38 protein-coding genes and 1 pseudogene are annotated in these 24,551 nt (G+C 66.7%); 1 reads left to right on the top strand and 38 read right to left on the bottom strand.

Annotated elements, in window-relative coordinates:
- Positions 1 to 28: 28 nt before the first annotated feature.
- The 10 genes from E0H45_RS05430 to E0H45_RS05475 all read right to left on the bottom strand — a co-directional run bounded on the left by E0H45_RS05430 (position 29) and on the right by E0H45_RS05475 (position 5,796).
- Positions 29 to 628 (bottom strand): class I SAM-dependent methyltransferase, encoded by a 600-nt coding sequence (locus tag E0H45_RS05430; RefSeq protein ID WP_131335160.1) that lies wholly within the window; start codon positions 626 to 628, stop codon positions 29 to 31.
- On the bottom strand, positions 621 to 1,433 hold the full coding sequence (gene truA / locus E0H45_RS05435; protein WP_131335161.1) for a tRNA pseudouridine(38-40) synthase TruA: 813 nt from the start codon (positions 1,431 to 1,433) through the stop codon (positions 621 to 623). Before truA ends, E0H45_RS05430 begins: the two co-directional genes overlap by 8 nt.
- A gap of 60 nt (positions 1,434 to 1,493) precedes the next feature.
- Positions 1,494 to 2,174, bottom strand: coding sequence for a 50S ribosomal protein L17, sunset domain variant (rplQ, locus tag E0H45_RS43580; protein ID WP_131335162.1), 681 nt, complete (start codon positions 2,172 to 2,174; stop codon positions 1,494 to 1,496).
- Between the two features lie 67 nt (positions 2,175 to 2,241).
- Positions 2,242 to 3,267 (bottom strand): DNA-directed RNA polymerase subunit alpha, encoded by a 1,026-nt coding sequence (locus tag E0H45_RS05445; protein WP_131335163.1) that lies wholly within the window; start codon positions 3,265 to 3,267, stop codon positions 2,242 to 2,244.
- Positions 3,268 to 3,367: 100 nt separating this feature from the next.
- Entirely contained in the window at positions 3,368 to 3,976 is a 609-nt protein-coding gene (gene rpsD, locus E0H45_RS05450) for a 30S ribosomal protein S4 (RefSeq protein ID WP_131335164.1), read from the bottom strand.
- 26 nt (positions 3,977 to 4,002) lie between these two features.
- Positions 4,003 to 4,410 carry a 30S ribosomal protein S11 gene (gene rpsK / locus E0H45_RS05455; RefSeq protein ID WP_130384622.1) on the bottom strand — a complete coding sequence of 136 codons (408 nt, stop codon included), beginning with the start codon at positions 4,408 to 4,410 and terminating at the stop codon, positions 4,003 to 4,005.
- 35 nt (positions 4,411 to 4,445) lie between these two features.
- Positions 4,446 to 4,817: a 30S ribosomal protein S13 gene (gene rpsM, locus E0H45_RS05460; protein ID WP_020388083.1), complete on the bottom strand. Its 372-nt coding sequence runs from the start codon at positions 4,815 to 4,817 to the stop codon at positions 4,446 to 4,448.
- Positions 4,818 to 5,000: 183 nt separating this feature from the next.
- Positions 5,001 to 5,114: a 50S ribosomal protein L36 gene (gene rpmJ / locus E0H45_RS05465; protein ID WP_008361054.1), complete on the bottom strand. Its 114-nt coding sequence runs from the start codon at positions 5,112 to 5,114 to the stop codon at positions 5,001 to 5,003.
- A 33-nt stretch (positions 5,115 to 5,147) separates the two neighbouring features.
- Positions 5,148 to 5,369 carry a translation initiation factor IF-1 gene (infA, locus tag E0H45_RS05470; RefSeq protein WP_012923661.1) on the bottom strand — a complete coding sequence of 74 codons (222 nt, stop codon included), beginning with the start codon at positions 5,367 to 5,369 and terminating at the stop codon, positions 5,148 to 5,150.
- A 97-nt stretch (positions 5,370 to 5,466) separates the two neighbouring features.
- Positions 5,467 to 5,796: a winged helix-turn-helix transcriptional regulator gene (locus tag E0H45_RS05475; protein WP_131335165.1), complete on the bottom strand. Its 330-nt coding sequence runs from the start codon at positions 5,794 to 5,796 to the stop codon at positions 5,467 to 5,469.
- A gap of 76 nt (positions 5,797 to 5,872) precedes the next feature.
- Between E0H45_RS05475 and E0H45_RS05480 the strand changes: the two genes are divergently transcribed.
- The gene (locus E0H45_RS05480) at positions 5,873 to 6,730 is read left to right on the top strand and encodes an NAD(P)-dependent oxidoreductase (RefSeq protein WP_131335166.1); all 858 of its coding nucleotides are present in this window, start codon (positions 5,873 to 5,875) and stop codon (positions 6,728 to 6,730) included.
- Here E0H45_RS05480 and E0H45_RS05485 read toward each other — a convergent pair.
- From E0H45_RS05485 to fusA, 28 genes and pseudogenes are all read right to left on the bottom strand, one after another.
- On the bottom strand, positions 6,711 to 7,511 hold the full coding sequence (locus E0H45_RS05485) for a hypothetical protein (RefSeq protein WP_238154813.1): 801 nt from the start codon (positions 7,509 to 7,511) through the stop codon (positions 6,711 to 6,713). The two genes, E0H45_RS05480 and E0H45_RS05485, sit on opposite strands and share 20 nt — an antisense overlap.
- Positions 7,512 to 7,522: 11 nt before the next feature.
- Entirely contained in the window at positions 7,523 to 7,972 is a 450-nt protein-coding gene (locus E0H45_RS05490; protein WP_131335167.1) for a DUF1707 SHOCT-like domain-containing protein, read from the bottom strand.
- A gap of 64 nt (positions 7,973 to 8,036) precedes the next feature.
- The gene (map, locus tag E0H45_RS05495; protein WP_420323324.1) at positions 8,037 to 8,858 is read right to left on the bottom strand and encodes a type I methionyl aminopeptidase; all 822 of its coding nucleotides are present in this window, start codon (positions 8,856 to 8,858) and stop codon (positions 8,037 to 8,039) included.
- A 17-nt stretch (positions 8,859 to 8,875) separates the two neighbouring features.
- Complete coding sequence (locus E0H45_RS05500) at positions 8,876 to 9,448, bottom strand: adenylate kinase (RefSeq protein WP_202872203.1); 573 nt, start codon at positions 9,446 to 9,448, stop codon at positions 8,876 to 8,878.
- The gene (gene secY / locus E0H45_RS05505) at positions 9,448 to 10,749 is read right to left on the bottom strand and encodes a preprotein translocase subunit SecY (protein ID WP_131335169.1); all 1,302 of its coding nucleotides are present in this window, start codon (positions 10,747 to 10,749) and stop codon (positions 9,448 to 9,450) included. Before secY ends, E0H45_RS05500 begins: the two co-directional genes overlap by 1 nt.
- A 134-nt stretch (positions 10,750 to 10,883) precedes the next feature.
- Positions 10,884 to 11,324, bottom strand: coding sequence for a 50S ribosomal protein L15 (gene rplO, locus E0H45_RS05510; RefSeq protein ID WP_131335170.1), 441 nt, complete (start codon positions 11,322 to 11,324; stop codon positions 10,884 to 10,886).
- A gap of 1 nt (position 11,325) precedes the next feature.
- Positions 11,326 to 11,508, bottom strand: a complete 183-nt coding sequence (gene rpmD, locus E0H45_RS05515) for a 50S ribosomal protein L30 (RefSeq protein WP_131286341.1) — start codon at positions 11,506 to 11,508, stop codon at positions 11,326 to 11,328.
- Positions 11,508 to 12,107, bottom strand: coding sequence for a 30S ribosomal protein S5 (rpsE, locus tag E0H45_RS05520; RefSeq protein ID WP_131335171.1), 600 nt, complete (start codon positions 12,105 to 12,107; stop codon positions 11,508 to 11,510). Before rpsE ends, rpmD begins: the two co-directional genes overlap by 1 nt.
- 28 nt (positions 12,108 to 12,135) lie before the next feature.
- Positions 12,136 to 12,519 carry a 50S ribosomal protein L18 gene (gene rplR / locus E0H45_RS05525; protein WP_131286343.1) on the bottom strand — a complete coding sequence of 128 codons (384 nt, stop codon included), beginning with the start codon at positions 12,517 to 12,519 and terminating at the stop codon, positions 12,136 to 12,138.
- 2 nt (positions 12,520 to 12,521) lie between these two features.
- Entirely contained in the window at positions 12,522 to 13,064 is a 543-nt protein-coding gene (gene rplF, locus E0H45_RS05530; protein ID WP_131335172.1) for a 50S ribosomal protein L6, read from the bottom strand.
- A 27-nt stretch (positions 13,065 to 13,091) separates the two neighbouring features.
- Complete coding sequence (gene rpsH / locus E0H45_RS05535; protein ID WP_131335173.1) at positions 13,092 to 13,499, bottom strand: 30S ribosomal protein S8; 408 nt, start codon at positions 13,497 to 13,499, stop codon at positions 13,092 to 13,094.
- Positions 13,500 to 13,593: 94 nt separating this feature from the next.
- A complete protein-coding gene (locus E0H45_RS05540) occupies positions 13,594 to 13,779 on the bottom strand; it encodes a type Z 30S ribosomal protein S14 (RefSeq protein ID WP_012923674.1) in 186 nt (61 codons plus the stop codon).
- 1 nt (position 13,780) lies between these two features.
- On the bottom strand, positions 13,781 to 14,365 hold the full coding sequence (gene rplE / locus E0H45_RS05545) for a 50S ribosomal protein L5 (RefSeq protein WP_131335174.1): 585 nt from the start codon (positions 14,363 to 14,365) through the stop codon (positions 13,781 to 13,783).
- Complete coding sequence (rplX, locus tag E0H45_RS05550; RefSeq protein ID WP_131335175.1) at positions 14,365 to 14,754, bottom strand: 50S ribosomal protein L24; 390 nt, start codon at positions 14,752 to 14,754, stop codon at positions 14,365 to 14,367. Before rplX ends, rplE begins: the two co-directional genes overlap by 1 nt.
- A gap of 1 nt (position 14,755) precedes the next feature.
- Positions 14,756 to 15,124: a 50S ribosomal protein L14 gene (gene rplN / locus E0H45_RS05555; RefSeq protein ID WP_012923677.1), complete on the bottom strand. Its 369-nt coding sequence runs from the start codon at positions 15,122 to 15,124 to the stop codon at positions 14,756 to 14,758.
- Positions 15,125 to 15,227: 103 nt separating this feature from the next.
- Complete coding sequence (gene rpsQ / locus E0H45_RS05560; protein WP_131335176.1) at positions 15,228 to 15,524, bottom strand: 30S ribosomal protein S17; 297 nt, start codon at positions 15,522 to 15,524, stop codon at positions 15,228 to 15,230.
- Positions 15,521 to 15,802, bottom strand: coding sequence for a 50S ribosomal protein L29 (gene rpmC / locus E0H45_RS05565; protein WP_131335177.1), 282 nt, complete (start codon positions 15,800 to 15,802; stop codon positions 15,521 to 15,523). Before rpmC ends, rpsQ begins: the two co-directional genes overlap by 4 nt.
- Positions 15,802 to 16,221, bottom strand: coding sequence for a 50S ribosomal protein L16 (gene rplP / locus E0H45_RS05570; RefSeq protein WP_130384638.1), 420 nt, complete (start codon positions 16,219 to 16,221; stop codon positions 15,802 to 15,804). The genes rpmC and rplP overlap by 1 nt, the downstream gene beginning before the upstream one ends.
- 3 nt (positions 16,222 to 16,224) lie before the next feature.
- The gene (rpsC, locus tag E0H45_RS05575; protein ID WP_131335178.1) at positions 16,225 to 17,085 is read right to left on the bottom strand and encodes a 30S ribosomal protein S3; all 861 of its coding nucleotides are present in this window, start codon (positions 17,083 to 17,085) and stop codon (positions 16,225 to 16,227) included.
- Positions 17,086 to 17,233: 148 nt separating this feature from the next.
- A pseudogene (rplV, locus tag E0H45_RS05580) lies at positions 17,234 to 17,689 on the bottom strand (50S ribosomal protein L22); the annotation flags it as partial.
- Between the two features lie 53 nt (positions 17,690 to 17,742).
- Positions 17,743 to 18,024 (bottom strand): 30S ribosomal protein S19, encoded by a 282-nt coding sequence (gene rpsS, locus E0H45_RS05585; protein ID WP_130384641.1) that lies wholly within the window; start codon positions 18,022 to 18,024, stop codon positions 17,743 to 17,745.
- A 16-nt stretch (positions 18,025 to 18,040) separates the two neighbouring features.
- Positions 18,041 to 18,874, bottom strand: a complete 834-nt coding sequence (gene rplB, locus E0H45_RS05590) for a 50S ribosomal protein L2 (RefSeq protein WP_130384642.1) — start codon at positions 18,872 to 18,874, stop codon at positions 18,041 to 18,043.
- The gene (rplW, locus tag E0H45_RS05595; RefSeq protein ID WP_130384643.1) at positions 18,874 to 19,179 is read right to left on the bottom strand and encodes a 50S ribosomal protein L23; all 306 of its coding nucleotides are present in this window, start codon (positions 19,177 to 19,179) and stop codon (positions 18,874 to 18,876) included. The genes rplB and rplW overlap by 1 nt, the downstream gene beginning before the upstream one ends.
- Positions 19,176 to 19,868: a 50S ribosomal protein L4 gene (gene rplD / locus E0H45_RS05600; protein WP_131335180.1), complete on the bottom strand. Its 693-nt coding sequence runs from the start codon at positions 19,866 to 19,868 to the stop codon at positions 19,176 to 19,178. Before rplD ends, rplW begins: the two co-directional genes overlap by 4 nt.
- Positions 19,865 to 20,521, bottom strand: a complete 657-nt coding sequence (rplC, locus tag E0H45_RS05605) for a 50S ribosomal protein L3 (protein WP_131335181.1) — start codon at positions 20,519 to 20,521, stop codon at positions 19,865 to 19,867. The genes rplD and rplC overlap by 4 nt, the downstream gene beginning before the upstream one ends.
- 16 nt (positions 20,522 to 20,537) lie before the next feature.
- A complete protein-coding gene (gene rpsJ / locus E0H45_RS05610) occupies positions 20,538 to 20,846 on the bottom strand; it encodes a 30S ribosomal protein S10 (protein WP_012923688.1) in 309 nt (102 codons plus the stop codon).
- A 361-nt stretch (positions 20,847 to 21,207) separates the two neighbouring features.
- A complete protein-coding gene (gene tuf / locus E0H45_RS05615; RefSeq protein WP_131335182.1) occupies positions 21,208 to 22,401 on the bottom strand; it encodes an elongation factor Tu in 1,194 nt (397 codons plus the stop codon).
- Between the two features lie 74 nt (positions 22,402 to 22,475).
- Positions 22,476 to 24,536, bottom strand: coding sequence for an elongation factor G (fusA, locus tag E0H45_RS05620; protein WP_238154974.1), 2,061 nt, complete (start codon positions 24,534 to 24,536; stop codon positions 22,476 to 22,478).
- Positions 24,537 to 24,551: the final 15 nt, after the last annotated feature.

Raw genomic sequence — 24,551 nt, forward strand, 5'->3', positions numbered from 1 at the left:
TATCCCGGACATGGATGCCTAAGGCAAATTAATCCCGGCGGGCCCGCAGGACCCGAAAACCCTTGGCGCTGCCCGTCCGCTCACATGGATAGCCCTGCTCGGTCATCCACCGCTGCAGGGAGTCACCACCCAGATTCTTTCCGACAACGAACCGGGCGGTCCCACCCGGCGCGAGACGTCCCAGCCAGCGCAGCAGCATCTTGTGGAGTTCGGGTTTGCCGATGTGGATCGCCGGGTTCGACCAGATCTCGTCGAACCGCACATCCTCGGGTACGTCGTCCGGCAGCACCGCCCGCACCCGGTCCGCGACCCCCGCGGCCTTGGCGTTCTCCGCCGTCAGCTCGAGCGCGCGCGTGTTCACGTCGACCGCCCACACCGTTGCCTCCGGCACCTCCACCGCGAGTGCACACGCGATCGGCCCGTAGCCGGTTCCCAGGTCGAGGAACGTCCCGGCCTTACGCGGCGGCTCCACCTCCCGCAGCAACACCGCCGTACCGATGTCCAGCCGGTCCCGCGAGAACACTCCGGTCGCGGTGGTGAACGTGTACTCCCGTCCCCAGATCCGGGCCTCGACGGTACGTCGTACGTCCGCAGAGCCAGGCTCCGCCGAGAAGTAGTGGTCAGCCACGCTGGTGCACCTCTCCCCTGACCTGACGGGCCTGCAATGCCCGTGCGGCCAGCTCGTCGTCGGCGGGATAGCGCACTTCCTCCAGGGTCAGCCCGTGCGCCGGCAGGACCGACACAGCCGAGTCCCGCACCTTCCCAGCCAGTACTGCGGCCGGCCACTCGACGTCCCGACGTCCGTCGCCCACGGGGATCATCGACCCCACCAGTGCCCGCACCATCGAGTGACAGAAGGCATCTGCGATCACAGTGCCCTCCAGCTGCCCTACACCGGTCCGCTGCCACGAGAACTCCAGCAGCGCGCGCACCGTGCTGGCGCCTTCCCGCTTCTTGCAGAACGCCGCGAAGTCGTGCTCTCCGAGCAGACCGGTCGCGGCAGCGTTCATACGATCCACATCCATCGGCCGCCCCACCCGCAGGACATGTCCGCGGGTGAGCGGGTCCCAGCCGGCCGGGTCGTCGCACAGCCGGTACACGTACCGCCGGGCCAGGGCGGAGAACCGGGCGTCAAAGCCCTCAGGAGCCGCCGTGACGGCCGTGACAGCTACATCCTCGGGCAGGACGCCGTTCAGTCCTCTCAAGAGCCTCAGCGGGTCCACAGCGCCTTCGACGTCGACGTGGGTGACCTGTCCCCGGGCGTGGACGCCCGTGTCGGTCCGGCCGGCACACGTCACGGTCACCGGCTCCGGCAGTCGCAGTACGACGCGGACCGCCTCTTCGAGCTCCCCCTGCACGGTACGGAGACCCTCCTGACGGGCCCACCCGTGAAAGGCCGCTCCGTCGTACCTCAGGTCAATCCGCCAACGCACACGCCAATCTAACGCAGCAGAGCCCCCTCACCGCGCGGTGAGGGGGCTCTGAAGGAGTACTTACTTGTCGTCGTCCTCGGTCTCGCCGGCCTTGGCGAAGCCCGCGGCCTCGGCGTCAGCCTCGGTCTTGAACCAGACCTCGGCGACCGTCTGGTCGTACCACGGCGACTCGGTGGTGTGGTACTTCATCGAGTTCTCGTTGCCCTTGATGGTGAAGCCCTCGGGCGCAGAGCCGTCCTCGAGCGGGGCAGCGGAGTTGTCGAACTTGCCGGCCACGACGTCCTGAACCGGCGCGTCCTCGACCTTGTCCTCGACCTTGGTCTCGGCAGCCTTCTTGGCCGGAGCCTTCTTGGCAGCGGTCTTCTTCGCCTTCGGCGAGTCCGACAGCGCCTCGACCAGCTCGATCTTCACCATCGGGGCGTTGTCGCCCTTGCGCGGGCCGAGCTTGGTGATCCGGGTGTAGCCACCCGGGCGGTCGGCGTACCGCTCGCCGATCTCGGTGAAGAGCACGTGCACGACGCTCTTGTCCTTGATCCGCTTCATCACCTGGCGGCGCGAGTTGAGGTCACCACGCTTGGCCTTGGTGATCATCTGCTCCGCCAGCGGCTGCAGGCGCTTGGCCTTGGCCGCGGTGGTGGTGATGGCGCCGTGCTCGAACAGCGACGTCGCGAGGTTGCTGAGGATCAGCTTCTCGTGCGCCGGGCTGCCGCCCAGCCGGGCACCCTTGGTGGGGGTAGGCATCTCATTACTCCAGGAATCTCAGGCCCGTCGGGCCGTTGAGGGTAGGGCCCGACGGGCCTTGGTCAGCTCAGTACTGCTCGGTCTCGGCGAAGCTCTCGTCCTCGTCGTCCGCCTCGTTGCCGTAGGCACCGGACGCGGCGCGCAGGTCGAACCCGGGCGGGGAGTCCTTCAGCGACAGTTGCATCTCGGCGAGCTTCAGCTTGACCTCGTCGATCGACTTGGAGCCGAAGTTCCGGATGTCCAGCAGGTCCTGCTCGCTGCGCGAGATCAGCTCACCCACGGTGTGGATGCCCTCGCGCTTCAGGCAGTTGTACGACCGGACGGTCAGCTGCAGGTCCTCGACCGGCAGCGCCAGGTCGGCGGCCATCTGCTCGTCGACCGGGGACGGGCCGATGTCGATGCCCTCGGCCTCGACGTTCAGCTCGCGAGCCAGACCGAACAGCTCGACCAGGGTCTTACCGGCCGACGCGACGGCGTCGCGGGGCAGCATCGACGGCTTGGTCTCGACGTCGACCACGAGGCGGTCGAAGTCGGTGCGCTGCTCGACACGGGTCGCCTCGACCTTGTAGGTGACCTTGAGGACCGGCGAGTAGATCGAGTCGACCGGCATCCGGCCGATCTCGGCGTCGGCGGACTTGTTCTGTACGGCGGACACGTAGCCGCGGCCCCGCTCGACGACCAGCTCCATCTCGAGCCGGCCCTTCTCGTTCAGGGTGGCGATCTTCAGGTCCGGGTTGTGCACCTCGACACCGGCCGGCGGCGCGATGTCGGCGGCGGTGACGTCACCGGGGCCCTGCTTGCGCAGGTACATGGTGACCGGCTCGTCGTGCTCGGAGGAGACGACCAGGTCCTTCAGGTTCAGGATCAGCTGGGTGGCGTCTTCCTTGACCCCGGCAACGGTGGAGAACTCGTGCAGAACTCCGTCGATCTTGATGCTGGTGACTGCAGCCCCCGGGATGGAGGACAGCAGGGTCCGGCGGATCGAGTTGCCGAGGGTGTAACCGAAGCCCGGCTCCAGCGGCTCGATCACGAACCGCGAGCGGTACTCGTCGACGACCTCTTCGGTCAGGGTGGGGCGTTGTGCGATAAGCACTTCTGTCTTCTTTCTGTTCCGCGACGACCACTATTTGAGGTCGCGAAGGAAGAACACACCGATCCGGCCGGCGGCCCGGAGGCCGCCGGCCGGAGCCGGGTCAGTTCTTCGAGTAGAGCTCGACGATCAGGTGCTCGGCGACCTGGGTGTCGATCTGCTGCCGGGTGGGCAGCTGGTGGACGAGGATCCGCAGCCTTTCGGGCATCACCTCGAGCCATGCCGGTACGACGCGCTCGCTGTGCGTCTCCCGGGCGATGATGAACGGCGTCGTCTCGACCGACTTCTGCTTGACATCGATGATGTCGTGCGCGGCCACGCGGTACGACGGGATGTTCACCTTGCGGCCGTTCACGGTGAAGTGACCGTGGACGACGAGCTGACGGGCCTGCCGACGCGTCCGGGCCAGGCCGGAGCGGTAGACCACGTTGTCCAGGCGGGACTCGAGGATCTGCAGCAGGTTGTCACCGGTCTTGCCGGAGCGCCGCGAGGCCTCCTCGTAGTACCGGCGGAACTGCTTCTCGAGGACGCCGTACGAGTAACGCGCCTTCTGCTTCTCGCGCAGCTGGAGCAGGTACTCGCTCTCCTTCGGGCGGCCGCGGCCGTGCATACCCGGCGGGTACGGACGACGCTCGAACGCCTTGTCGCCACCGACGAGGTCGACCCCGAGACGGCGCGACTTCTTGGTCATAGGTCCGGTGTAACGGGCCATGGTTCGCTACCTTCCTCTCTCTGGGATCAGACCCGGCGCCGCTTCGGCGGGCGGCATCCGTTGTGGGCGACTGGGGTGACGTCCTGGATGGTGCCGACCTCGAGGCCGACCGCACCCAGTGAACGGATCGCGGTCTCACGGCCGGAGCCGGGACCCTTGACGAACACGTCGATCTTGCGCATGCCGTGCTCCATCGCCCGGCGCCCGGCGGCCTCGGCGGCCATCTGCGCGGCGAACGGGGTCGACTTACGTGAACCCTTGAAGCCGACGGTGCCCGCGGAAGCCCACGAGATGACCGCGCCGGTCGGGTCGGTGATCGTCACGATCGTGTTGTTGAACGTGCTCTTGATGTGCGCGTGGCCCGCGGCCACGTTCTTCTTCTCCTTGCGGCGCACCTTCTTCGCGCCGGCCGCGCTGCGGCTCTTGGGAGGCATTCAGTTGCTCCTGGGGTGGTCGAAAGTCATCCGGGTCACTTCTTCTTCTTGCCGGCGATCGCCTTACGGCGGCCCTTGCGGCTACGGGCGTTGGTCCGCGTGCGCTGACCGCGCACCGGAAGCCCGCTGCGGTGCCGGCGACCCTGGTACGACCCGATCTCGATCTTGCGGCGGATGTCCGCGGTCACCTCGCGACGGAGGTCACCTTCGATCTTGTAGTTGCCTTCGATGAAGTCCCGGAGCTTGACCAGTTCTTCGTCGCCCAGTTCGTGGACGCGCTTGTCACCGGAGATCCCGGTGGCTTCGAGCGTCTTCAGGGCGCGAGTACGACCTACACCGAAGATGTAGGTGAGAGCGACCTCGATGCGCTTGTCGCGCGGCAGGTCGACTCCTACGAGGCGTGCCATGTGGCGGTGTTCCTTTCGTCAGCAGAGGTGTGGTGGCGCGCTGCGTCCTTGCCCGCCTCGGTGACTCGTTGTGCTTCACCGGCAAGGCCCCGGCCTCTGTTCCAGGGGCGACGTCCGGGACGGATCCCGGACGAGCATGCGCGCTGTGGTGCGAAAGTGCTGTGCTACTGCGTGAAGGCTTTGTCAGCCCTGCCGCTGCTTGTGCCGCGGGTTCTCGCAGATCACCATGACCCGGCCGTGACGGCGGATCACCTTGCACTTGTCGCAGATCTTCTTGACGCTCGGATTGACCTTCATCGAGCTACTTTCTTCGACAGGTGTTGGTGGGTCTTACTTGTACCGATAGACGATGCGACCCCGGGTGAGGTCGTACGGCGACAGCTCCACGACGACCCGGTCCTCGGGGAGGATCCGGATGTAGTGCTGCCTCATCTTGCCGCTGATGTGCGCGAGCACCTTGTGCCCGTTGGACAGCTCAACACGGAACATCGCGTTCGGCAGGGCCTCGACGATGGTGCCCTCGAGTTCGATAACTCCCTCTTTTTTGGGCATGTCCTCGCACTTCTGTAGACGTGACTGGCTATGGCCACAAAGTAGCCAAGGAAAGAGTCTACGCCACACACCCAGGCGAAACCCAATCGAGACCCGGTCAGCGCACCCGTGAGGCCTCGAGCTCGGTCAGATGATCCGATCCCCAGGTATCCAAGGGTATCAGCGCTTCGTTGAGTGACTGTCCGAGTGCGGTCAGTGAGTATTCCACCTTCGGCGGCACCTGGTGGAACACCTCCCGATGCACGATGTCCCGCGACTCCAGCTCCCGCAACTGCTGGATCAGCATCTTCTCGGTGACGCCGGTGATCTCCCGTCGCAGCTCCCCGAACCGCATCGGCCCGTGGTGCAACGCCCACAGGATCCGCGGCTTCCACTTCCCACCGATCACATCGGCGGCCGCATCCAGACCACAGGTGTAGGCGCGCATACTTACCTTTCCGTCAGTACCTGACTATTTAGTGAGTACTTGTCCATCCTAAAGCTTTGGCTCCAGGGTGGACGGCATGAAGACACCTGTCACCGTCCTGGGGCTCGGGGCGATGGGGACCGCCCTCGCCCGGGCCTTCCTGGCCGCCGGCCATCCGACCACCGTCTGGAACCGCACGCCCGGCCGCTCCCCCGAACTCGACGTAGTCCGCGCCGCCACCGCCGGTGAGGCGATCGCGGCCAGTCCACTCGTCGTCGTCTGCCTGCTCGTCGACGACACCGTCCGGAGCACGCTCGACGGCATCGACCTCACCGGCAAGACGATCGTCAACCTCACCAACAGCACGCCCGACCAGGCGCGGGCCACCGCGGAACGAGTCACGGCCGCAGGAGCGCAGTACGTCGGCGGCGGGATCATGGCCGTCCCCGCGATGATCGGCGGCCCCGCGGCCTTCATCTTCTACAGCGGCGTACCGGAAGCTTTCGAGGAGCACCGCGCCGCCCTGTCCGTACTGGCACGCCCCGAGTACGTCGGCACCGACCCGGGGCTCGCCGCGCTCCACGACATCGCCTTGCTGAGCGCGATGTACGGGATGTTCGGCGGCGCGCAGCACGCGCTGGCACTGATCGGCACCGAGAACCTCCCGGCCGAACCGTTCACGGAACGCTTCCTGCTCCCGTGGCTGACCGCGATGCTCGGCTCCCTGCCCCGCATCGCCAAGGATCTCGACAACGGTCCGTCCGACACGGCCGGCTCGAATCTCGCGATGCAGGCAGCCGCCTTCGACAACCTGACCGACACGTCCAATGCCCAGGGCATCGACCCGATGTTGCTGGAGCCGATGGGCACCTTGCTGCGCAAGGCCGTTGCTGCTGGGCGCGGCGATGCGGATCTCGCGGCGCTCGTCGGCCTGCTCAGGACTCCTGCTGGGTAGCGGCCCACTGCTCGCCCTCGCGCCACATCTGTTCGGGCATCAGGTCCAGCAGGTCGCAGGCCGCGTCCAGTTGCGCGAGGGCGGTCGTCGCGTCCCGGTACGCCGGAAGAATCGCGACGAACCGCCGGCCCTCACAGCTGAAACCGAACGCCGGTACGTCGGCCAGCGTCTCGACCGCCCGCGAATGCAGGACCGCCATCGCGTGGTCCTCGCGTCCGTTGAACAAGCGGTACTGCGCCGTCAGCCCATCGATCGTCAACGGCAACGGCAGAAAGCTCGCTGCCGCGACCGGTGCCAGCCCCGAAGGCAGCACCTGCAGCGGCGGCAGGGGCCGATCCACGTGCAGATCAAGGAAGTCGAAGCCGAGTTCACGTCGCCGTACCTTGTGCCGGAACCGCCCGGTCCAGAACTCCCGGCCGCGATGCCGGCCCGACGTCACGTCGACGACCTCGGCCTTCGGGTCCACGTCGAACGGTGGGAACGGCCAACGATCCAGCAACTCGGTCCCGGACGCACTGATCCGCCAGCCGAGTTGCCCGGCGGCCTCGGCCCATGCCCGTCGCCGGCGGCCGTCACGGATCCGCAGCAGCACCGTGAACCCGATCAGCACCAGGAACCAGGCCAGCACCATCCAGCCCACCCACCGCGGCTCCAGGAGCAGCCCCACGATCGCCAGCGGTACGGCGACGGCGAACCAGATCACGTAGACGATCGCGGCCCCTTGGTGCAGCTGCCACGCCAGATCCGGCCGCAGCCGGGGACCGACGACGCGGCGACTCACCTGGGCCGCCGTCAACGGCGCCGGCCCAGGCCGCCGAGGGCGATGATCGCCCACGGGATCAGCAGCCAGACCGGCCAGAAGTGCGGCCAGTGCCCGCCGTTGCCGAGCCCGATCACGAACCAGATCAGCACGTTGATCAGCACGACACCGGTGAAGCCACCGATCGCTCCGCCGCGGCCGTGATTCGGGTGGTTGTCCTTCTTCCGCTCCGGGAAATTACCCGGCTCGGGCGCCGGCTTGCTGTCCTGCACCGCCTTGGGCGTCTCGTACGTCCGGACCGCCGGCAGGTCCCGCACCAGCGGCTCGAGCTCGCCGTACGTCTGCACGGTGTAGAGCTGGTCGAGGCGGGACGAGAACTCGGGCTGGTCCAGCCGGCCATCCGCGAACGCGTCCCGCAACCGCCCGGCGATCTTGTCCCGGTCGGCTTCGGTGAAACGCTGGTGCGGCTGGTACTGAGGCATGTCCCAAGTGTGCCTCAGCCCCGGTCCCCTCCGCGTCCCCCAACGGGTGGACCCGCGGGTTCCGTCAGTCGGCCAGGGCGCCGAACTTGATGCCGAGGTCCGCGAGCTGGGATTCGCCGCCATCGAGCGCGGTCAGCACCCACGGACCGGTCGGGGTCAGCGTGAAGGTGTGCTCGGTGTGCGCGGCGTACCGGCCGTCGTCGGTGACGACCGTCCAGTCGTCCTCGAGCGTGTGGTTGTCCTGCTTGCCGAGCGTGAGCATCGGCTCGACGGCCAGTGCCATGCCCTCGACCAGTTTCGGGCCGCGCCCGGGACGGCCGAAGTTCGGCACGTTCGGCGGCTGGTGCATCGCCGAACCGATCCCGTGCCCGACGAAGTCCTCGACGATGCCGTACGACGAGTTCGCGCGGACATGCGCCTCGACCGCGGCCGAGATGTCCGACAGCCGGCCGCCGAGCCGGGCCGCGGCGAACCCGCGCCACATCGACTCCTCGCAGATCCGGGCGAGCTCCAGCAGCTCCGCGTCCACCTCGCCTACCGGCACGGTGATCGCGGCGTCGCCGTGCCACCCGTCCACGATCGCACCGCAGTCGATCGAGATCAGGTCGCCGTCGGCCAGCACGCGGTCGCCCGGGATGCCGTGCACGATCTCGTCGTTCACCGACGCACAGATCGAGCCGGTGAACCCGTGGTATCCCTTGAACGACGGCGTCGCGCCGGAGGACCGGATGTTGTCCTCCGCGATCGCGTCCAGCTCGCCGGTGGTGATTCCGGCCCGGACCGCACCGCGGAGCAGCTCCAGCGTGCGGCCGACCACCAGGCCGGCCTTACGCATGGAGAGGATCTGCTCGCGGGTCTTGATCTCGATACCGCGGTCCCTAAACATCACAGCACATCATCGTGTTACTCGGTGACCGTCTTGAGGGCGGCGAGCACCCGCTCGCTCACTTCGTCGATCTCGCCGACGCCGTCGACCTCGACCAGCAGGCCGCGCTCGGCGTACACCTGCAGCAGCGGCTTGGTCTCGGCGGCGTAGACGTCCTGCCGGTGCCGGACGACCTCTTCGGAATCGTCCGTCCGGCCCTCGATGTGCGCCCGCTTCGTCATCCGCTCGACGAGTACGTCGATGTCGGCGACCAACGCGACCACGGCATCCAGCTTGTGACCGTGGTCGGCCAGGATCTCGTCCAGCGTGCCCACCTGGGCCAGCGTCCGCGGGTACCCGTCGAGCAGGAAGCCCTCGCCCGCGTCGGCCTCGGACAACCGGTCGCGCACCATCGCGTTCGTGACCTCGTCCGGGACGTAGTCGCCGGCGTCCATGTACCGCTTGGCCTCGACACCCAGCGGCGTCTCGTCCTTCACGTTCGCACGGAAGATGTCGCCGGTGGACACGGCCGGGATCTTCAGGCGTTCCGCAAGCACCTTTGCCTGCGTGCCCTTGCCCGCCCCGGGCGGACCCATCAGCAACATTCTCATCAGCGCAGGAACCCTTCGTAGTTTCGCTGCTGCAGCTGACTCTCGATCTGCTTCACCGTGTCGAGTCCGACGCCGACCATGATCAGGATCGACGTACCGCCGAACGGGAAGTTCTGGCTCGCGTTCAGCAGGACGAGAGCGACCAGCGGGATCATCGAGATCGCCGCGAGGTAGATCGCGCCGGGCAGCGTGATGCGGTCCAACACGTACTTCAGGTATTCCTCGGTCGGCCGACCCGCCCGGATCCCCGGGATGAAGCCGCCGTACTTCTTCATGTTGTCGGCGACCTCCTTCGGGTTGAAGGTGATCGAGACGTAGAAGTACGTGAAGAAGATGATCAGAGCGACGTACGTCGCCATGTAGATCGGGTGGTCGCCCTTGACCAAGTTGCCCTGGATCCAGTTGGACCAGCCCTTGCCTTGCTGGAACTGACTGATCAGGACCGGGAGATACAGCAGGCTGGAGGCGAAGATGACCGGGATGACACCGGCCTGGTTCACCTTCAGCGGAATGTACGTCGAGGTGCCGCCGAACATCTTCCGCCCGACCATGCGCTTGGCGTACTGCACCGGGATCCGGCGCTGGGCCTGCTCGATGAAGATGACCGCGGCCATGATGACCAGACCGATCGCGATCACCACGACGAAGGTGGTGATGCCCTTCTGCTTGCGGATGCTCCACAGCTGGGTCGGGAAGGTGGCGACGATCTGGGTGAAGATCAGGATCGACATACCGTTACCGACACCACGGTCGGTGATCAGCTCGCCGAGCCACATGATCACGCCGGTGCCGGCGGTCATGGTCAGCACCATCACGGTGATGGTGAACCAGTCGTCCTTGTAGAGCAGCGGCTCGTTGCAGCCCTGGAACAGCCGTCCCGGCGTCCGGGCCAGCGCCACGAAGGCGGTGGACTGCAGGATCGCCAGACCGACGGTCAGGAAGCGGGTGTACTGCGTGATCTTCCCCTGGCCCGCCTGGCCTTCCTTCTTCAGCGACTCCAGCCGCGGGATCACCACGGTCAGCAGCTGCAGAATGATGCTGGCGGTGATGTACGGCATGATGCCGAGCGCGAAGATCGCGAGCTGCAGCAGTGCGCCGCCGGAGAACAGGTTGATCAAGTTGTACAGGTTGGCGTTCTGGCCGCCCTGCGAGATCTTGATACACGTGTGCAGCGACTGCACGTTCACACCGGGAGCCGGAACGACGGAGCCGATCCGGAAGATCACGACGATGAAGAGCACGAACAAGATCTTCCGGCGCAGGTCCGGAGTCTTGAACGCGTTGGCAAAGGCGCCTAACACCCTGTCCTCCCACAAGTTTCCCTACCGCGGGCACGGCAGGGGCCTAGCTAAGCCGCTGGGCAAGAGACGAACCAGGGCCCGTCCGACCGGCGCAGGATATCAAGCACCGGGCGTTACGAGCCCTGGACCTCGTGTCACACCTCGGTCGTGGTTCCCCCAGCCGCCTGGATCTTGTCCGTGGCGGACTTGGAGAACTTGTTTGCCGAGACCTGCAGTGCCACGGTCAGTTCGCCGTCACCCAGTACCTTGACCGGCTGACCGCTACGAACCGCGCCCTTGGCGACCAGGTCGGCAATGCCGATCTCGCCACCTTCGGGGAACAGTTGTCCGAGCTTGTCCAGGTTAACGACCTGGAACTCCACCCGGTTCCTGCTCTTGAAGCCCTTCAGCTTCGGGAGCCGCATGTGCAGCGGCATCTGGCCACCCTCGAACCACTCGGGGATGTTGTTACGCGCCTTGCTGCCCTTGGTACCGCGGCCGGCGGTCTTGCCCTTGCTGCCCTCACCACGACCCACGCGGGTCTTGGCGGTCTTGGCGCCGGGCGCCGGACGCAGGTGATGAACCTTGAGCGCCATGTCAGTCGACCTCCTCGACGGTGATGAGGTGGCGAACCGCACGCACCATGCCGCGAACCTCGGGCTTGTCCTCGTGGACGGCGCTGTCGCCGATCCGCTTGACGCCCAGGGTGCGCAACGTGTCGCGCTGGTTCTGCTTACCACCGATGCCCGAACGGATCTGGGTCACCTTCAAGCGTGCCATCAGGAAGCCGCCTCCGCCCGCGCCTTCAGCAGGGCCGCCGGGGCGACGTCCTCGACCGGCAGACCACGGCGCGCGGCCACGGCTTCCGGGGTCTCCAGGCTGCGCAACGCCTCAACGGTGGCGTGCACCACGTTGATGGAGTTGGACGAACCCAGCGACTTGCTGAGGATGTCGTGGATACCGGCGCACTCCAGTACGGCGCGCGCCGAGCCACCCGCGATCACACCGGTACCGGGAGCGGCCGGACGCAGCATGACAACGCCTGCGGCCTTCTCGCCCTGGACCGGGTGCGGGATGGTGCCCTGGATCCGCGGCACCTTGAAGAATGCCTTCTTGGCCTCCTCGACACCCTTGGCGATCGCCGCGGGCACCTCCTTGGCCTTGCCGTAACCCACACCGACGGTGCCTTCGCCGTCGCCGACGACCACGAGGGCGGTGAAGCTGAAGCGACGACCACCCTTCACGACCTTGGCGACACGGTTGATGGCTACCACACGCTCGATGTAGGCGGTCTTGTCCGCCTGCTGACCGCGACCACCGTCACGGCCACGGCGCTCACCACCGGCGCCGCCTCCGCGACGCTGCTGGCCTCCGCTCATTTCGAACTACCTTCTTCCCTTGTCGCCATCAGAAGCCGAGCCCGCCCTCGCGGGCGGCGTCGGCCAGGGCCGCGATACGGCCGTGGTACTTGTTCCCGGCCCGGTCGAAGACGACCGAGTCGATGCCGGCGGCCTTGGCCCGGTCGGCGATCAGGCCGCCGACGGTCTTGGCCTTGTCGGTCTTGTTCGCCTCCGCGCCACGCAGGTCGGCCTCCATGGTGGAAGCCGAGACCAGCGTCTTGCCGGCGACGTCGTCGATGACCTGTGCGAACAGGTGCTTCGACGACTTCGAGACCACCAGGCGCGGCCGCTCGGCCGTGCCGTTGATCTTCTTCCGGACCCGGATCTGCCGACGCAGCCGGGAGGCCGTCTTCTTGGCGGAGTGCTTGTGCGGACGCAGTCCGATCGCCATGGTTACTTACCAGCCTTTCCGACCTTGCGGCGCACCTGCTCGCCCGCGTACCGCACACCCTTGCCCTTGTACGGCTCGGGCTTGCGCAGCTTGCGGATGTTGGCGGCGACCTCACCGACCGACTGCTTGTCGATGCCGATGACCGAGAAGCGGGTCGGTGCCTCCACGTTGAAGGTGATGCCCTCGGGGGCGTCGACCGTGATCGTGTGGCTGTACCCGAGCGAGAACTCCAGCTGGGTCGGTCCCTTGGACAGGACGCGGTACCCGACGCCGACGATCTCGAGCTTCTTCTCGTAGCCGTCCGTCACGCCGGTCACCAGGTTGGCGATCAGGGTGCGGGACAGGCCGTGCAGTTCCTTGCTCTTGCGCTGGTCGTCCGGGCGGGTCACGGCAATCGCGCCGTCCTCTTCCCGGTTGACCACGATGGGCTCAGCGACGACGTGCGAGAGCTGACCCTTGGGACCCTTGACAGTGACCGTCTGGCCGTCGATCGTGACGTCGACGCCGGACGGGACCGTGACCGGGAGCTTACCGATGCGAGACATTTCTGTGGTCCTCCTTCCGGTTCTTCGTCACCAGACGTAGGCGAGGACTTCCCCGCCGACGCCCTTGTTCTTGGCCTGACGGTCGGTCAGCAGTCCCTGGGACGTCGAGATGATCGCGACGCCCAGGCCACCGAGGACCTTGGGCAGGTTGGTCGACTTCGCGTAGACCCGCAGGCCCGGCTTGCTGATCCGGCGGACGCCCGCAATGGAGCGCTCCCGGCTCGGGCCGAACTTCAGGTCAACGGTCAGAGTCTTGCCGACAGCCCCTTCCTTGGGGTCCTCGACCTGGTAGGAGGCGATGTAGCCCTCCTGCTGGAGGATGTCGGCGATGCCCTGCTTGATCTTGCTGTACGGCATCGTGGTCGACTCGTGGTACGCCTGGTTGGCGTTCCGCAGACGCGTCAACATGTCTGCGATCGGGTCGGTCATCGTCATGGCCTGGGGCCTCTTTCCCGCCGTGGTTTCGCCGTGCGGCGACCTACGGTGACTAGATGGTGGTGAATAGGGAGAAGTTCGGGGGTGGAGACGGTCACCAGCTGGACTTGGTCACGCCGGGCAGCTCGCCCCGGTGTGCCATCTCCCGCAGGCAGATCCGGCACAGGCCGAACTTGCGGAAGACCGCCTTCGGCCGGCCGCAGCGCTGGCAGCGCGTGTAGCCACGCACCGCGAACTTCGGCTTCCGGGCCTGCTTGACCTTGAGTGCTGTCTTCGCCACGTCAGTTCTCCTTGAACGGGAAGCCGAGCGCCCGCAGCAGGGCCCGACCCTCGTCGTCGTTCTTCGCGGTGGTCACCACGGTGATGTCCATGCCCCGGACCCGGTCGATCCGGTCCTGGTTGATCTCGTGGAACATCACCTGCTCGGTCAGACCGAAGGTGTAGTTCCCAGTGCCGTCGAACTGCTTCGCGGACAGGCCGCGGAAGTCGCGGATCCGGGGCAGCGCGAGCGCCAGCAGCCGGTCCAGGAACTCCCACATCCGGTCGCCGCGCAGCGTCACGTGGGCGCCGATCGGCATGCCTTCACGCAGCTTGAACTGCGCGATCGACTTGCGGGCCTTGGTGACCTGCGGCTTCTGGCCGGTGATCGCGGCCAGGTCCTTCACCGCGCCCTCGATCAGCTTCGAGTCGCGAGCCGCCTCGCCGACGCCCATGTTCACCACGATCTTGGTGAGCCCGGGCACCTGCATGACGTTCTCGAACTTGAACTGCTCGTGCAGCTGGCCGACGATCTCCTCGCGGTACTTCGTCTTCAGCCGCGGCTGGGTCCGGGGGGAGGACGCAGCCTCGGTTACTGTACTGGTCATCAGATCTCCTCGCCGGTACGCCGGGCGATCCGGACGCTCCGGTAACCCGTGTACGTCGAACCGTCGGGACGGCGCTTCTGCACCTCGACGCGGTTGTAGCCGACGCGCGTGGTCACCTTCTCCTTCTTGCCGTCCTTCTCGACCTCGACAAGAAGCGCCACGTTCGAGACGTGGATCGGGGCTTCCTGGGTGACGATGCCACCGGTGGTGCCGCCGCGCTGGGCCTGCTGCACCTTGGTGTGCTTCTTCACCCGGTTGACGCCCTCGACGATGACCTTCTCGTCGTCCGGGAAGACCTGGATGATCTTGCCCTCGAGGCCCTTGGACCTACCGGCGATCACGCGAACCTGATCGCCCTTCTTCACGTTCAGCTTCTTCTGCTGGGCCATCTCAGAGCACCTCCGGCGCGAGCGAGATGATCTTCATGAAGCGCTTCTCCCGCAGCTCCCGGCCGACCGGCCCGAAGATACGGGTGCCGCGCGGCTCGCCGTCGGCCTTCAGGATCACCGCGGCGTTCTCGTCGAAGCGGATGTAGGAGCCGTCCGGACGCCGGCGCTCCTTCACGGTACGCACGACGACCGCCTTGACGACGTCACCCTTCTTCACACCACCGCCGGGGATCGCGTCCTTGACGGTGGCGACGATCGTGTCACCGACACCGGCGTAGCGCCGACCGGAGCCACCGAGAACGCGGATGCACAAGATCTCCTTGGCACCCGTGTTGTCGGCGACCTTCAGTCGCGACTCCTGCTGGATCATCTGTTGATCTCCTGGTTGTCTCGCTGGTTCTCACCGAGGTGAGCCTTGCGGAACGAATAATTTCGATTGGTTGCCGGACCGGGCCGAAGCCCTGGACCGGGAACTACTTGGCCTTCTCGAGGATCTCGACGACGCGCCAGCGCTTGGTCGCCGACAGCGGCCGGGTCTCCATCAGGAGGACGCGGTCGCCGATCCCGGCGGCGTTCTGCTCGTCGTGCGCCTTGAGCTTGCTGGTACGCCGGATGACCTTGCCGTACAGCTTGTGCTTGACCCGGTCCTCGACCTCCACCACGACGGTCTTGTCCATCTTGTCGCTCAGCACCAGGCCCTCACGGGTCTTCCGGCTGCCTCGCGCCTCGGTGGTCGTGCTCACGGTCTCGTCCTTCACGTTCTCGGTCATGCGTTGGCCTTCTCACTGTCGTCCGCAGCTTCGTCGGCGGCCGCCTCGGCCTCGACCGGAGCGTCCACCTCCTCGGTGATGCCGAGCGCACGCTCCGACAGCACTGTGTAGATGCGGGCGATGTCCTTGCGGACGGCGCGCAGCCGACCGTGAGACTCCAGCTGGCCCGTGGCAGCCTGGAACCGGAGGTTGAACAGCTCCTCCTTGGCTTCACCGAGCTTCGTCATCAACTCGTCCCGGCCCAGGTTCCGCAGCTCGGCGGCGGTCAGGGTAGCCATCAGTTCTCACCTGCCTCTCGGGTGATGAAGCGGCACTTCATCGGCAACTTGTGGATCGCGCGGCGCATCGCCTCGCGAGCGATGTCCTCCGGCACACCGGAGAGCTCGAACATCACGCGCCCGGCCTTCACGTTGGCGATCCACCACTCCGGCGAACCCTTACCGGAACCCATCCGGGTCTCGGCCGGCTTCTTGGTCAGCGGGCGGTCCGGGTAGATGTTGATCCACACCTTGCCGCCACGCTTGATGTGCCGGGTCATCGCGATACGCGCGGCCTCGATCTGCCGGTTGGTGACGTAGTGGCTCTCCAGCGCCTGGATGCCGAAGTCACCGAAGGCGAGCGTCGTACCACCCTTGGCCGCGCCGGAGCGCGTCGGGTGGTGCTGCTTGCGGTGCTTGACCTTGCGGGGGATGAGCATTGTTCAGCTCTCCGTTCCGGTCGTCTCGGCAGGCTTGTCAGCCGCCGGCGCGGACGCCTCGGCGGCCGCAGGGGCCGCGTTGTTGTCACGACGGTTGTCACGGCGGTCGTCACGACGGCCGCCACGGTCACCACCGCGACCGCCACGGTCACCGCGGTCGCCACCGTCACGACGGGCCGGACGGCCACGCTGCTGGGTAGCGGCGCGAGCAGCGGCCTGCGCCTCACGCTCGGCGCGAGTGCCGGCGACGTCGCCCTTGTAGATCCAGACCTTCACGCCGATCCGGCCGAAGGTCGTGCGGGCCTCGTAGAAGCCGTAGTCGATGTCGGCCCGCAGCGTGTGCAGCGGGACGCGGCCTTCGCGGTAGAACTCCGACCGCGACATTTCCGCGCCACCGAGCCGGCCGGAGCACTGGATCCGGATGCCCAGGGCGCCGCCACGCATGGTGGTCTGCATCGCCTTGCGCATCGCGCGGCGGAACGCCACGCGGCCGGACAGCTGCTCGGCCACACCCTGTGCGACCAGCTGAGCGTCGACCTCGGCGTTCTTCACCTCGAGGATGTTCAGCTGCACCTGCTTGCCGGTGAGCTCCTCCAGACTGCCCCGAATCCGGTCCGCCTCGGCGCCGCGGCGACCGATGACGATGCCCGGACGAGCGGTGTGGATGTCGACCCGGACCCGGTCACGGGTGCGCTCGATCTCCACACGGGAGATACCGGCGCGCTCCATGCCCTTGCTCAGCAGACGACGGATCTTGACGTCCTCGCCCACATAGTCCTTGTACAGCTTGTCGGCGTACCAACGGCTCTTGTGGTCGGTGCTGATGCCGAGACGGAACCCGTGCGGGTTTACCTTCTGTCCCACGTCAGGACTCCTTCTTCTCAGCGGTGGCCTTCTTGGTGGCCGCCTTCTTGGCGGTCGCCTTCTTGGCCGGCTTCTCGGCGGCCTCGGCCGGCTTGTCGGCGACCTTCTTGGCTGCCTTCTTCGCCGGTGCCTTCTTCGCCGTGTCAGCGGTGTCCGCGGACTTCTTCGCGGCTGCCTTCTTGACCGGTGCCTTCTCGACCGGCTCGGCCTCGACGCGCGGCGCGACGACCACGGTGATGTGGCTCGTCCGCTTGTCGATCCGGGTGGCCCGGCCCTGTGCACGCGGGCGGTGACGCTTCAGCGTCGGACCCTCGTCCACGTAGGCCTTCGCCACGACCAGGTCGGCGCGGTTCAGGTGTTCGGTGCCCTCGGCGTTCGCCGCGGCGCTGTCGACGACCTTGTACACGGTCGCGGCAGCGGCCTGCGGGGCGAACTTCAGAGTGGCGAGTGCGTCGTCGACGCCCAGACCGCGCACCAGATCGACCACGCGGCGCGCCTTCATCGGCGTCACGCGGACGAAGCGCGCGACCGCGAAGGCCCCGGGCTGCTCGCCCAGCAGGCTCTCGCGACGGGCGCTGATCGCCCTACGCTCTTGAACGCTCATGATGTTCGAATCTCTCCGTAGATTGCTTTCGCTTCGTCACTGTCCCAGCGGGATCAGCGACGCCGTGACTTCCGGTCGTCCTTCTCGTGACCCTTGAACGTCCGGGTCGGGGCGAACTCGCCGAGCTTGTGCCCGACCATCGAGTCCGTCACGAACACCGGCACGTGCTTGCGGCCGTCGTGCACCGCAATCGTGTGGCCGATCATGTCCGGCACGATCATCGATCGGCGAGACCAGGTCTTGATGACGTTCTTGGTGCCCTTCTCGTTCTGCACCTCCACCTTCTTTGCCAGGTGGTGGTCGACGAACGGGCCCTTCTTCAAGCTGCGTGGCATTGTGGCCGGCTCCCTATCAGCGCTTCTTGCCGGCCTTGCGGCGCCGGACGATCATTCGGTCGCTTTCCTTGCGGGTGCGGGTCCGGCCTTCCGGCTGGCCCCACGGGGACACCGGGTGACGTCCACCCGAGGTCTTACCCTCACCACCACCGTGCGGGTGGTCGACCGGGTTCATCGCGACACCGCGGACGGTCGGGCGCTTGCCCTTCCAGCGCATCCGGCCCGCCTTGCCCCAGTTGATGTTCGACTGCTCGCCGTTGCCGACCTCACCGAGGGTGGCGCGGCAGCGTACGTCGACCATCCGGACCTCGCCGGACGGCATCCGCAGGGTTGCCATCCGACCCTCCTTCGCGACCAGCTGAATGCTGGTACCGGCGGAGCGGCCCATCTTGGCGCCACCACCCGGACGCAGCTCGACAGCGTGGATCGTGGAGCCGACCGGGATGTTGCGCAGCGGCAGGTTGTTGCCGATCTTGATGTCGGCGGCCGGGCCGTTCTCGACGACCGTGCCCTGCTTCAGGTTGGTCGGGGCGAGGATGTAGCGCTTCTCGCCGTCGACGTAGTGCAGCAGCGCGATCCGCGCGGTCCGGTTCGGGTCGTACTCGATGTGCGCGACCTTGGCCGGCACGCCGTCCTTGTCGTACCGCTTGAAGTCGATCAGCCGGTACGCCCGCTTGTGACCGCCACCGTGGTGCCGGGTGGTGATCTTGCCGGAGTTGTTCCGGCCGCCCTTCTTCGGCAGCGGACGCAGCAGCGACTTCTCGGGGGTCGAACGGGTGAGCTCGACGAAGTCGGCCACGCTCGAGCCACGACGGCCCGGCGTTGTCGGCTTGTACTTGCGGATTCCCATTACGACTGGCCTCCGAAGATGTCGATGCGGTCGTCGCCCTTGAGGGTCACGATCGCCCGCTTGGTGTCCGGGCGCTTACCGAAGCCGGACCGGGTCCGGCGCCGCTTGCCCTTGCGGTTGAGGGTGTTGACGTCGCTGACCTTGACCTTGAAGACCTTCTCGACCGCGAGCTTGATCTCGGTCTTGTTGGCGTCCGGTGCGACCTCGAACGTGTACTTCTGCTCGTCCAGCAGGCCGTAGCTCTTCTCGCTCACGACCGGCCGGAGCAGCACGTCACGCGGGTCCTTGTTGACTCCGTGGCTCATGCCTCTACCTCCTCGGCCTCAGTCGACGTTGCGACGGCCTTGACGGACTTGCCCTTCGGCGCGCCGGCGACGAACGAGTCGAGCGCGCTCTTGGTGAACACGATCGCGTCGCTGACCAGAACGTCGTACGCGTTCAGCTGGTCGGCAGCGATCAGGTGCACGTGCTGCACGTTGCGCAGGCTCAGCCAGGTGAGCTCGTCGGCGCGGTCGACGACGACCAACGCCTTACCCGGCTCGGTCACCTCGCCCAGCACCTTCAGGGCCGACTTGGTGGAGGGCTTGTCGCCGTCCACGAAGCTCTCGACCACGAACACCTGGCCGTCACGGGCCCGGTCGGACAGCGCACCGCGGAGCGCGGCGGCGATCATCTTCTTCGGGGTCCGCTGGCTGTAGTCACGCGGCGTGGGGCCGTGGACGACGCCACCACCGGTGAACTGCGGCGCGCGGGTCGAGCCCTGGCGGGCGCGACCGGTGCCCTTCTGGCGGTACGGCTTGGCGCCACCGCCGGACACCTCGCCCCGGGACTTCACCTTGTGCGTACCCTGGCGGGCCGCGGCCAGCTGGGCCACCACGACCTGGTGGATCAGCGGCACGTTGACCTGGACGTCGAACAGCTCGGCCGGAAGCTCGGCGGAACCCTTCTTGCTGACCTTGTCGCCCTTCACGACGACGACGTCGACCGTGCTCACTTCGCAGCTCCCTTCGCGGCGTTGCGGATCAGCACGAGGCCGCCCTTGGGGCCGGGAACGGCGCCCTTGATCAGGATCAGGCCGCGCTCGACGTCGATCGCGTGAACAGACACGTTCTGCGTGGTGACCTGCTCGTGGCCCATCCGGCCCGCCATCTTCAGGCCCTTGAAGACCCGGCCCGGGGTGGCGCAGCCGCCGATGGAACCCGGCGAGCGGTGCTTCTTGTGCACACCGTGGGTGGCGCGCAGACCGTGGAAGCCGTGCCGCTTCATGACACCGGCGAAACCCTTGCCCTTGCTGGTCGCGGAAACGTCGACCCGCTCACCGGCCTCGAAGGCCTCGGCCTTGATCTCCTGGCCCAGGGTGTACTCGCTGGCGTCGGCGGTGCGCAGCTCCAGCAGGTGGCGCCGCGGCGTCACGCCGGCCTTGTCGAAGTGACCGCGCATCGGCTTGGTCACCTTGCGCGGGTCGATGTCGCCGAAGGCGATCTGGACGCCGTCGTACCCGTGGCTGGCCGAGGTACGAACCTCGGTCACGACGCACGGGCCGGCCTGGACCACGGTCACGGGGACGACGCGGTTGTTCTCGTCCCAGGTCTGGGTCATGCCGAGCTTGGTGCCCAGCAGACCGCGCGTGTTCTTTAGCTTGCTCATTGGCTGTTCGCGTCCCTCAGAGCTTGATCTCGATGTCGACGCCGGCCGGCAGGTCGAGACGCATCAGCGAGTCGACGGTCTTCGGCGTGGGGTCGATGATGTCGATGAGCCGCTTGTGGGTGCGCATCTCGAAGTGCTCGCGGCTGTCCTTGTACTTGTGCGGCGAGCGGATGACGCAGAACACGTTCTTTTCCGTCGGCAACGGCACCGGGCCAGCAACCTTCGCACCAGTACGCGTCACCGTGTCGACAATCTTGCGTGCCGAGCTGTCGATGACCTCGTGGTCGTAGGCCTTCAGCCGGATGCGGATCTTCTGTCCCGCCATCGCTTCGCTTTGTCCTTCTCTATCGTCTTCGCCTTCGTTGCTCCGACCCCCGCGGTCGGGTGTGTCGCGTGCGCGGAACGCGCGTGACCCACCGCTTCGTCGACCTGGATTGGAGATCGGGGCCCGGTCTCGGACCGGAACCTCGGCATGGTCTCCGGTCCAGCGCACCAGCCAGATCAAGAAGATCTGGGGCGCACCCCGGCGGCCTCGCCTGAGCAACCTGAATATTGTGCCATCGATGGGCGCCGGAACGCCAATCGGGTGGCTTCACGCCCGATCCGGAACCACCTGAGCGCCGGATCAGGCGCAAAGCAGAGGTCCGCGAAGGCTCAGTACTGGAGCCCTCGCGGACCTCGTGGGATCACTTGATGATCTTGGTGACCCGGCCGGCGCCGACAGTGCGGCCACCTTCACGGATCGCGAACTTCAGACCGTCCTCCATGGCGATCGGCTGGATCAGCTCGACCGACATGTCGGTGTTGTCGCCCGGCATGACCATCTCGGTGCCCTCGGGCAGCGTGACGACACCGGTGACGTCGGTGGTACGGAAGTAGAACTGCGGGCGGTAGTTCTGGAAGAACGGCGTGTGACGGCCGCCCTCCTCCTTGGAGAGGATGTAGACCGACGCCTCGAAGTTCGTGTGCGGGGTCGTGGTGCCCGGCTTGATGACAACCATGCCGCGCTCGACGTCCTCGCGCTTGGTGCCACGAAGCAGCAGACCGACGTTCTCACCGGCCTGGCCCTCGTCGAGCAGCTTGCGGAACATCTCGATGCCGGTGACCGTGGTGGTCTGCTTGGCGTCGCGGATGCCGATCAGGTCGACGGTCTCGTTGACCTTGACCACACCGCGCTCGATCCGGCCGGTGATGACCGTGCCGCGACCGGTGATGGTGAAGACGTCCTCCACCGGCATCAGGAACGGCTTGTCGATCTCGCGCTCCGGCTGCGGGATGTAGTTGTCGACCGCGTCCATCAGCTCGAGGATCGACTCGCCCCACTTGGCGTCGCCCTGCAGAGCCGGGTGCGCCGCGACCTTGATGACCGGTGCGTTGTCGCCGTCGAACTCCTGCTCCGAGAGCAGCTCGCGAACCTCGAGCTCGACGAGCTCCAGGATCTCCTCGTCGTCGACCATGTCGCACTTGTTCAGGGCGACGACCATCGCCGGCACGCCGACCTGACGGGCGAGCAGCACGTGCTCACGCGTCTGCGGCATCGGGCCGTCGGTGGCGGCGACGACCAGGATCGCACCGTCCATCTGAGCCGCACCGGTGATCATGTTCTTGATGTAGTCCGCGTGACCCGGGCAGTCGACGTGGGCGTAGTGCCGGGCCTCGGTCTGGTACTCGACGTGCGCGATGGAAATGGTGATACCGCGCTGACGCTCTTCGGGCGCCTTGTCGATCTGATCGAAGGCCGACGCCTCGTTGAGGGTCGGGTACTTGTCGTGCAGCACCTTGGTGATCGCCGCGGTAAGCGTGGTCTTACCGTGGTCGATGTGACCGATGGTGCCGATGTTGACGTGCGGCTTGGTCCGCTCGAACTTCGCCTTCGCCACTGGGGCCCTCCTGGATAAATGTTGACTACGCCGTACGCCGACGCGCTTTGGGTGTGGTGGTCAGGAGCGAGAAGTTACTCGCCCCGGGCCTTCTTGATGATCTCTTCCGCCACGTTCTTCGGAACCTCGGCGTAGGAATCGAACTGCATCGAGTAGGACGCGCGGCCCTGGGTCTTGGACCGCAGGTCGCCGACATACCCGAACATCTCGGACAACGGCACCAGGGCCTTGATGGCCCGGCTGCCACCGGGGCCTTCGTCCATCGACTGGATCTGGCCACGGCGCGAGTTGAGGTCGCCGATCACTTCACCCATGTAGTCCTCGGGCGTGATGACCTCGACCGCGAACATCGGCTCGAGGATGACCGGAGTCGCCCGGCGGGCGGCGTCCTTGAAGGCCATCGAACCGGCGATCTTGAAGGCGAGCTCGGACGAGTCGACATCGTGATAGGCGCCGTCGGTCAGCGTGACCTTGACGTCCACCATCGGGTAGCCGGCCAGTACGCCGAACTCCATCGCCTCCTGGGCGCCCTCGTCCACCGACGGGATGTACTCCCGGGGGATGCGGCCACCGGTGACGGAGTTGACGAACTCGTAGCCGCCTTCGCCGCCGGCCTCGACCGAGGTCGGCTCGACGTTGATGATCACGCGCGCGAACTGACCCGAACCACCGGTCTGCTTCTTGTGCGTGTAGTCGACCTTCTCGACCTTCTTCTTGATGGTCTCGCGGTAGGCGACCTGCGGCTTGCCGACGTTGGCCTCGACGCGGAACTCGCGCTTCATCCGGTCGACCAGCACCTCGAGGTGCAACTCGCCCATACCGGCGATGATGGTCTGGCCGGTGTCCTCGTCGGTCCGGACCTGGAAGGTCGGGTCCTCCTCGGCGAGCCGCTGGATCGCGACGCCCAGCTTCTCCTGGTCGGCCTTCGACTTGGGCTCGATGGCGACCGAGATGACCGGGGCCGGGAACTGCATGGACTCCAGCACGACCGGCTTGGCCGGGTCGCACAGGGTCTCACCGGTGGTGGTGTCCTTCAGGCCCATCACGGCGACGATGTGGCCGGCGCCGATCGACGCGATCTCCTCACGCTTGTTCGCGTGCATCCGGTAGATCTTGCCGATCCGCTCCTTGCGGCCCTTCGTCGGGTTCAGCACCTGGGTGCCGGTCTCGAGCTTGCCCGAGTACACCCGGATGAAGGTCAGCTTGCCCAGGTGCGGGTCGGCCGCGATCTTGAACGCCAGCGCCGAGAACGGCTCGCTGTCGTCCGGCTTGCGCAGCACGACCTGCTCGGCGTCCTTGACGTCGTGGCCCTCGATGGCCGGGACGTCGATCGGGCTCGGCAGGTAGGCGTTGATCGCGTCCAGCAGCGGCTGGACGCCCTTGTTCTTGAACGCCGTGCCGGTCAGCACCGGGGTCAGCTTGCTGGCGATGGTCGCCCGCCGGATCGCCGCGACGATCTGCTCCTGGGTGGGCTCGTCGCCCTCCAGGTACATCTCCATGATCTCGTCGTCGGCCTCGGCCAGCGTCTCGATCAGCTTGTCGCGCCACTCGGCGGCGATCTCGGTGTGCGTCGCCGGGATCTCCTCGACGGTGTAGTCCTCACCCATCGTGGTCTCGCCGCGCCAGGTCAGCGCGCGCATCCCGATCAGGTCGACGACGCCGATGAAGTCGGCCTCGGCCCCGATCGGCAGCTGCAGCACCAGCGGCACCGCGGCCAGCCGGTCGACGATCATGTCGACACAGCGCATGAACTCGGCGCCGGTGCGGTCCAGCTTGTTCACGAAGCAGATGCGGGGTACGCCGTACCGGTCGGCCTGACGCCAAACGGTCTCCGACTGCGGCTCCACGCCGGCGACACCGTCGAACACCGCGACGGCACCGTCGAGGACACGCAGCGAACGCTCCACCTCGACGGTGAAGTCGACGTGGCCCGGGGTGTCGATGATGTTGATGGTGTGGTCTTTCCAGGTGCAGGTCGTCGCGGCGGACGTGATCGTGATGCCGCGCTCCTGCTCCTGCTCCATCCAGTCCATCGTGGCGGCGCCGTCGTGGACCTCACCGATCTTGTAGGTGATACCGGTGTAGAAGAGGATCCGCTCGGTCGTCGTCGTCTTGCCGGCGTCGATGTGGGCCATGATCCCGATGTTGCG

Origin of the sequence: Kribbella soli (assembly GCF_004331345.1) — a bacterium.
Lineage (GTDB): Bacteria > Actinomycetota > Actinomycetes > Propionibacteriales > Kribbellaceae > Kribbella > Kribbella soli.

What these genes read in the sequence shown, in the direction of transcription:
- rplQ (WP_131335162.1), bottom strand. Translation starts at nt 2,174, where the DNA reads ATGCCTACCCCCACCAAGGGTGCCCGGCTGGGCGGCAGCCCGGCGCAC.
- rpsD (WP_131335164.1), bottom strand. Translation starts at nt 3,976, where the DNA reads ATGGCCCGTTACACCGGACCTATGACCAAGAAGTCGCGCCGTCTCGGG.
- rpsK (WP_130384622.1), bottom strand. Translation starts at nt 4,410, where the DNA reads ATGCCTCCCAAGAGCCGCAGCGCGGCCGGCGCGAAGAAGGTGCGCCGC.
- rpsM (WP_020388083.1), bottom strand. Translation starts at nt 4,817, where the DNA reads ATGGCACGCCTCGTAGGAGTCGACCTGCCGCGCGACAAGCGCATCGAG.
- rpmJ (WP_008361054.1), bottom strand. Translation starts at nt 5,114, where the DNA reads ATGAAGGTCAATCCGAGCGTCAAGAAGATCTGCGACAAGTGCAAGGTG.
- infA (WP_012923661.1), bottom strand. Translation starts at nt 5,369, where the DNA reads ATGCCCAAAAAAGAGGGAGTTATCGAACTCGAGGGCACCATCGTCGAG.
- E0H45_RS05475 (WP_131335165.1), bottom strand. Translation starts at nt 5,796, where the DNA reads ATGCGCGCCTACACCTGTGGTCTGGATGCGGCCGCCGATGTGATCGGT.
- E0H45_RS05480 (WP_131335166.1), top strand. Translation starts at nt 5,873, where the DNA reads ATGAAGACACCTGTCACCGTCCTGGGGCTCGGGGCGATGGGGACCGCC.
- E0H45_RS05490 (WP_131335167.1), bottom strand. Translation starts at nt 7,972, where the DNA reads ATGCCTCAGTACCAGCCGCACCAGCGTTTCACCGAAGCCGACCGGGAC.
- map (WP_420323324.1), bottom strand. Translation starts at nt 8,858, where the DNA reads ATGTTTAGGGACCGCGGTATCGAGATCAAGACCCGCGAGCAGATCCTC.
- E0H45_RS05500 (WP_202872203.1), bottom strand. Translation starts at nt 9,448, where the DNA reads ATGAGAATGTTGCTGATGGGTCCGCCCGGGGCGGGCAAGGGCACGCAG.
- rplO (WP_131335170.1), bottom strand. Translation starts at nt 11,324, where the DNA reads ATGGCGCTCAAGGTTCATCACCTGCGTCCGGCGCCCGGCGCCAAGACC.
- rpmD (WP_131286341.1), bottom strand. Translation starts at nt 11,508, where the DNA reads ATGGCACGCTTGAAGGTGACCCAGATCCGTTCGGGCATCGGTGGTAAG.
- rpsE (WP_131335171.1), bottom strand. Translation starts at nt 12,107, where the DNA reads ATGAGCGGAGGCCAGCAGCGTCGCGGAGGCGGCGCCGGTGGTGAGCGC.
- rplR (WP_131286343.1), bottom strand. Translation starts at nt 12,519, where the DNA reads ATGGCGATCGGACTGCGTCCGCACAAGCACTCCGCCAAGAAGACGGCC.
- rplF (WP_131335172.1), bottom strand. Translation starts at nt 13,064, where the DNA reads ATGTCTCGCATCGGTAAGCTCCCGGTCACGGTCCCGTCCGGCGTCGAC.
- rpsH (WP_131335173.1), bottom strand. Translation starts at nt 13,499, where the DNA reads ATGACGATGACCGACCCGATCGCAGACATGTTGACGCGTCTGCGGAAC.
- rplE (WP_131335174.1), bottom strand. Translation starts at nt 14,365, where the DNA reads ATGACCAGTACAGTAACCGAGGCTGCGTCCTCCCCCCGGACCCAGCCG.
- rplX (WP_131335175.1), bottom strand. Translation starts at nt 14,754, where the DNA reads ATGGCCCAGCAGAAGAAGCTGAACGTGAAGAAGGGCGATCAGGTTCGC.
- rplN (WP_012923677.1), bottom strand. Translation starts at nt 15,124, where the DNA reads ATGATCCAGCAGGAGTCGCGACTGAAGGTCGCCGACAACACGGGTGCC.
- rpsQ (WP_131335176.1), bottom strand. Translation starts at nt 15,524, where the DNA reads ATGACCGAGAACGTGAAGGACGAGACCGTGAGCACGACCACCGAGGCG.
- rpmC (WP_131335177.1), bottom strand. Translation starts at nt 15,802, where the DNA reads ATGGCTACCCTGACCGCCGCCGAGCTGCGGAACCTGGGCCGGGACGAG.
- rplP (WP_130384638.1), bottom strand. Translation starts at nt 16,221, where the DNA reads ATGCTCATCCCCCGCAAGGTCAAGCACCGCAAGCAGCACCACCCGACG.
- rpsS (WP_130384641.1), bottom strand. Translation starts at nt 18,024, where the DNA reads ATGCCACGCAGCTTGAAGAAGGGCCCGTTCGTCGACCACCACCTGGCA.
- rplB (WP_130384642.1), bottom strand. Translation starts at nt 18,874, where the DNA reads ATGGGAATCCGCAAGTACAAGCCGACAACGCCGGGCCGTCGTGGCTCG.
- rplW (WP_130384643.1), bottom strand. Translation starts at nt 19,179, where the DNA reads ATGAGCCACGGAGTCAACAAGGACCCGCGTGACGTGCTGCTCCGGCCG.
- rplC (WP_131335181.1), bottom strand. Translation starts at nt 20,521, where the DNA reads ATGAGCAAGCTAAAGAACACGCGCGGTCTGCTGGGCACCAAGCTCGGC.
- rpsJ (WP_012923688.1), bottom strand. Translation starts at nt 20,846, where the DNA reads ATGGCGGGACAGAAGATCCGCATCCGGCTGAAGGCCTACGACCACGAG.
- fusA (WP_238154974.1), bottom strand. Translation starts at nt 24,536, where the DNA reads ATGGCCCACATCGACGCCGGCAAGACGACGACGACCGAGCGGATCCTC.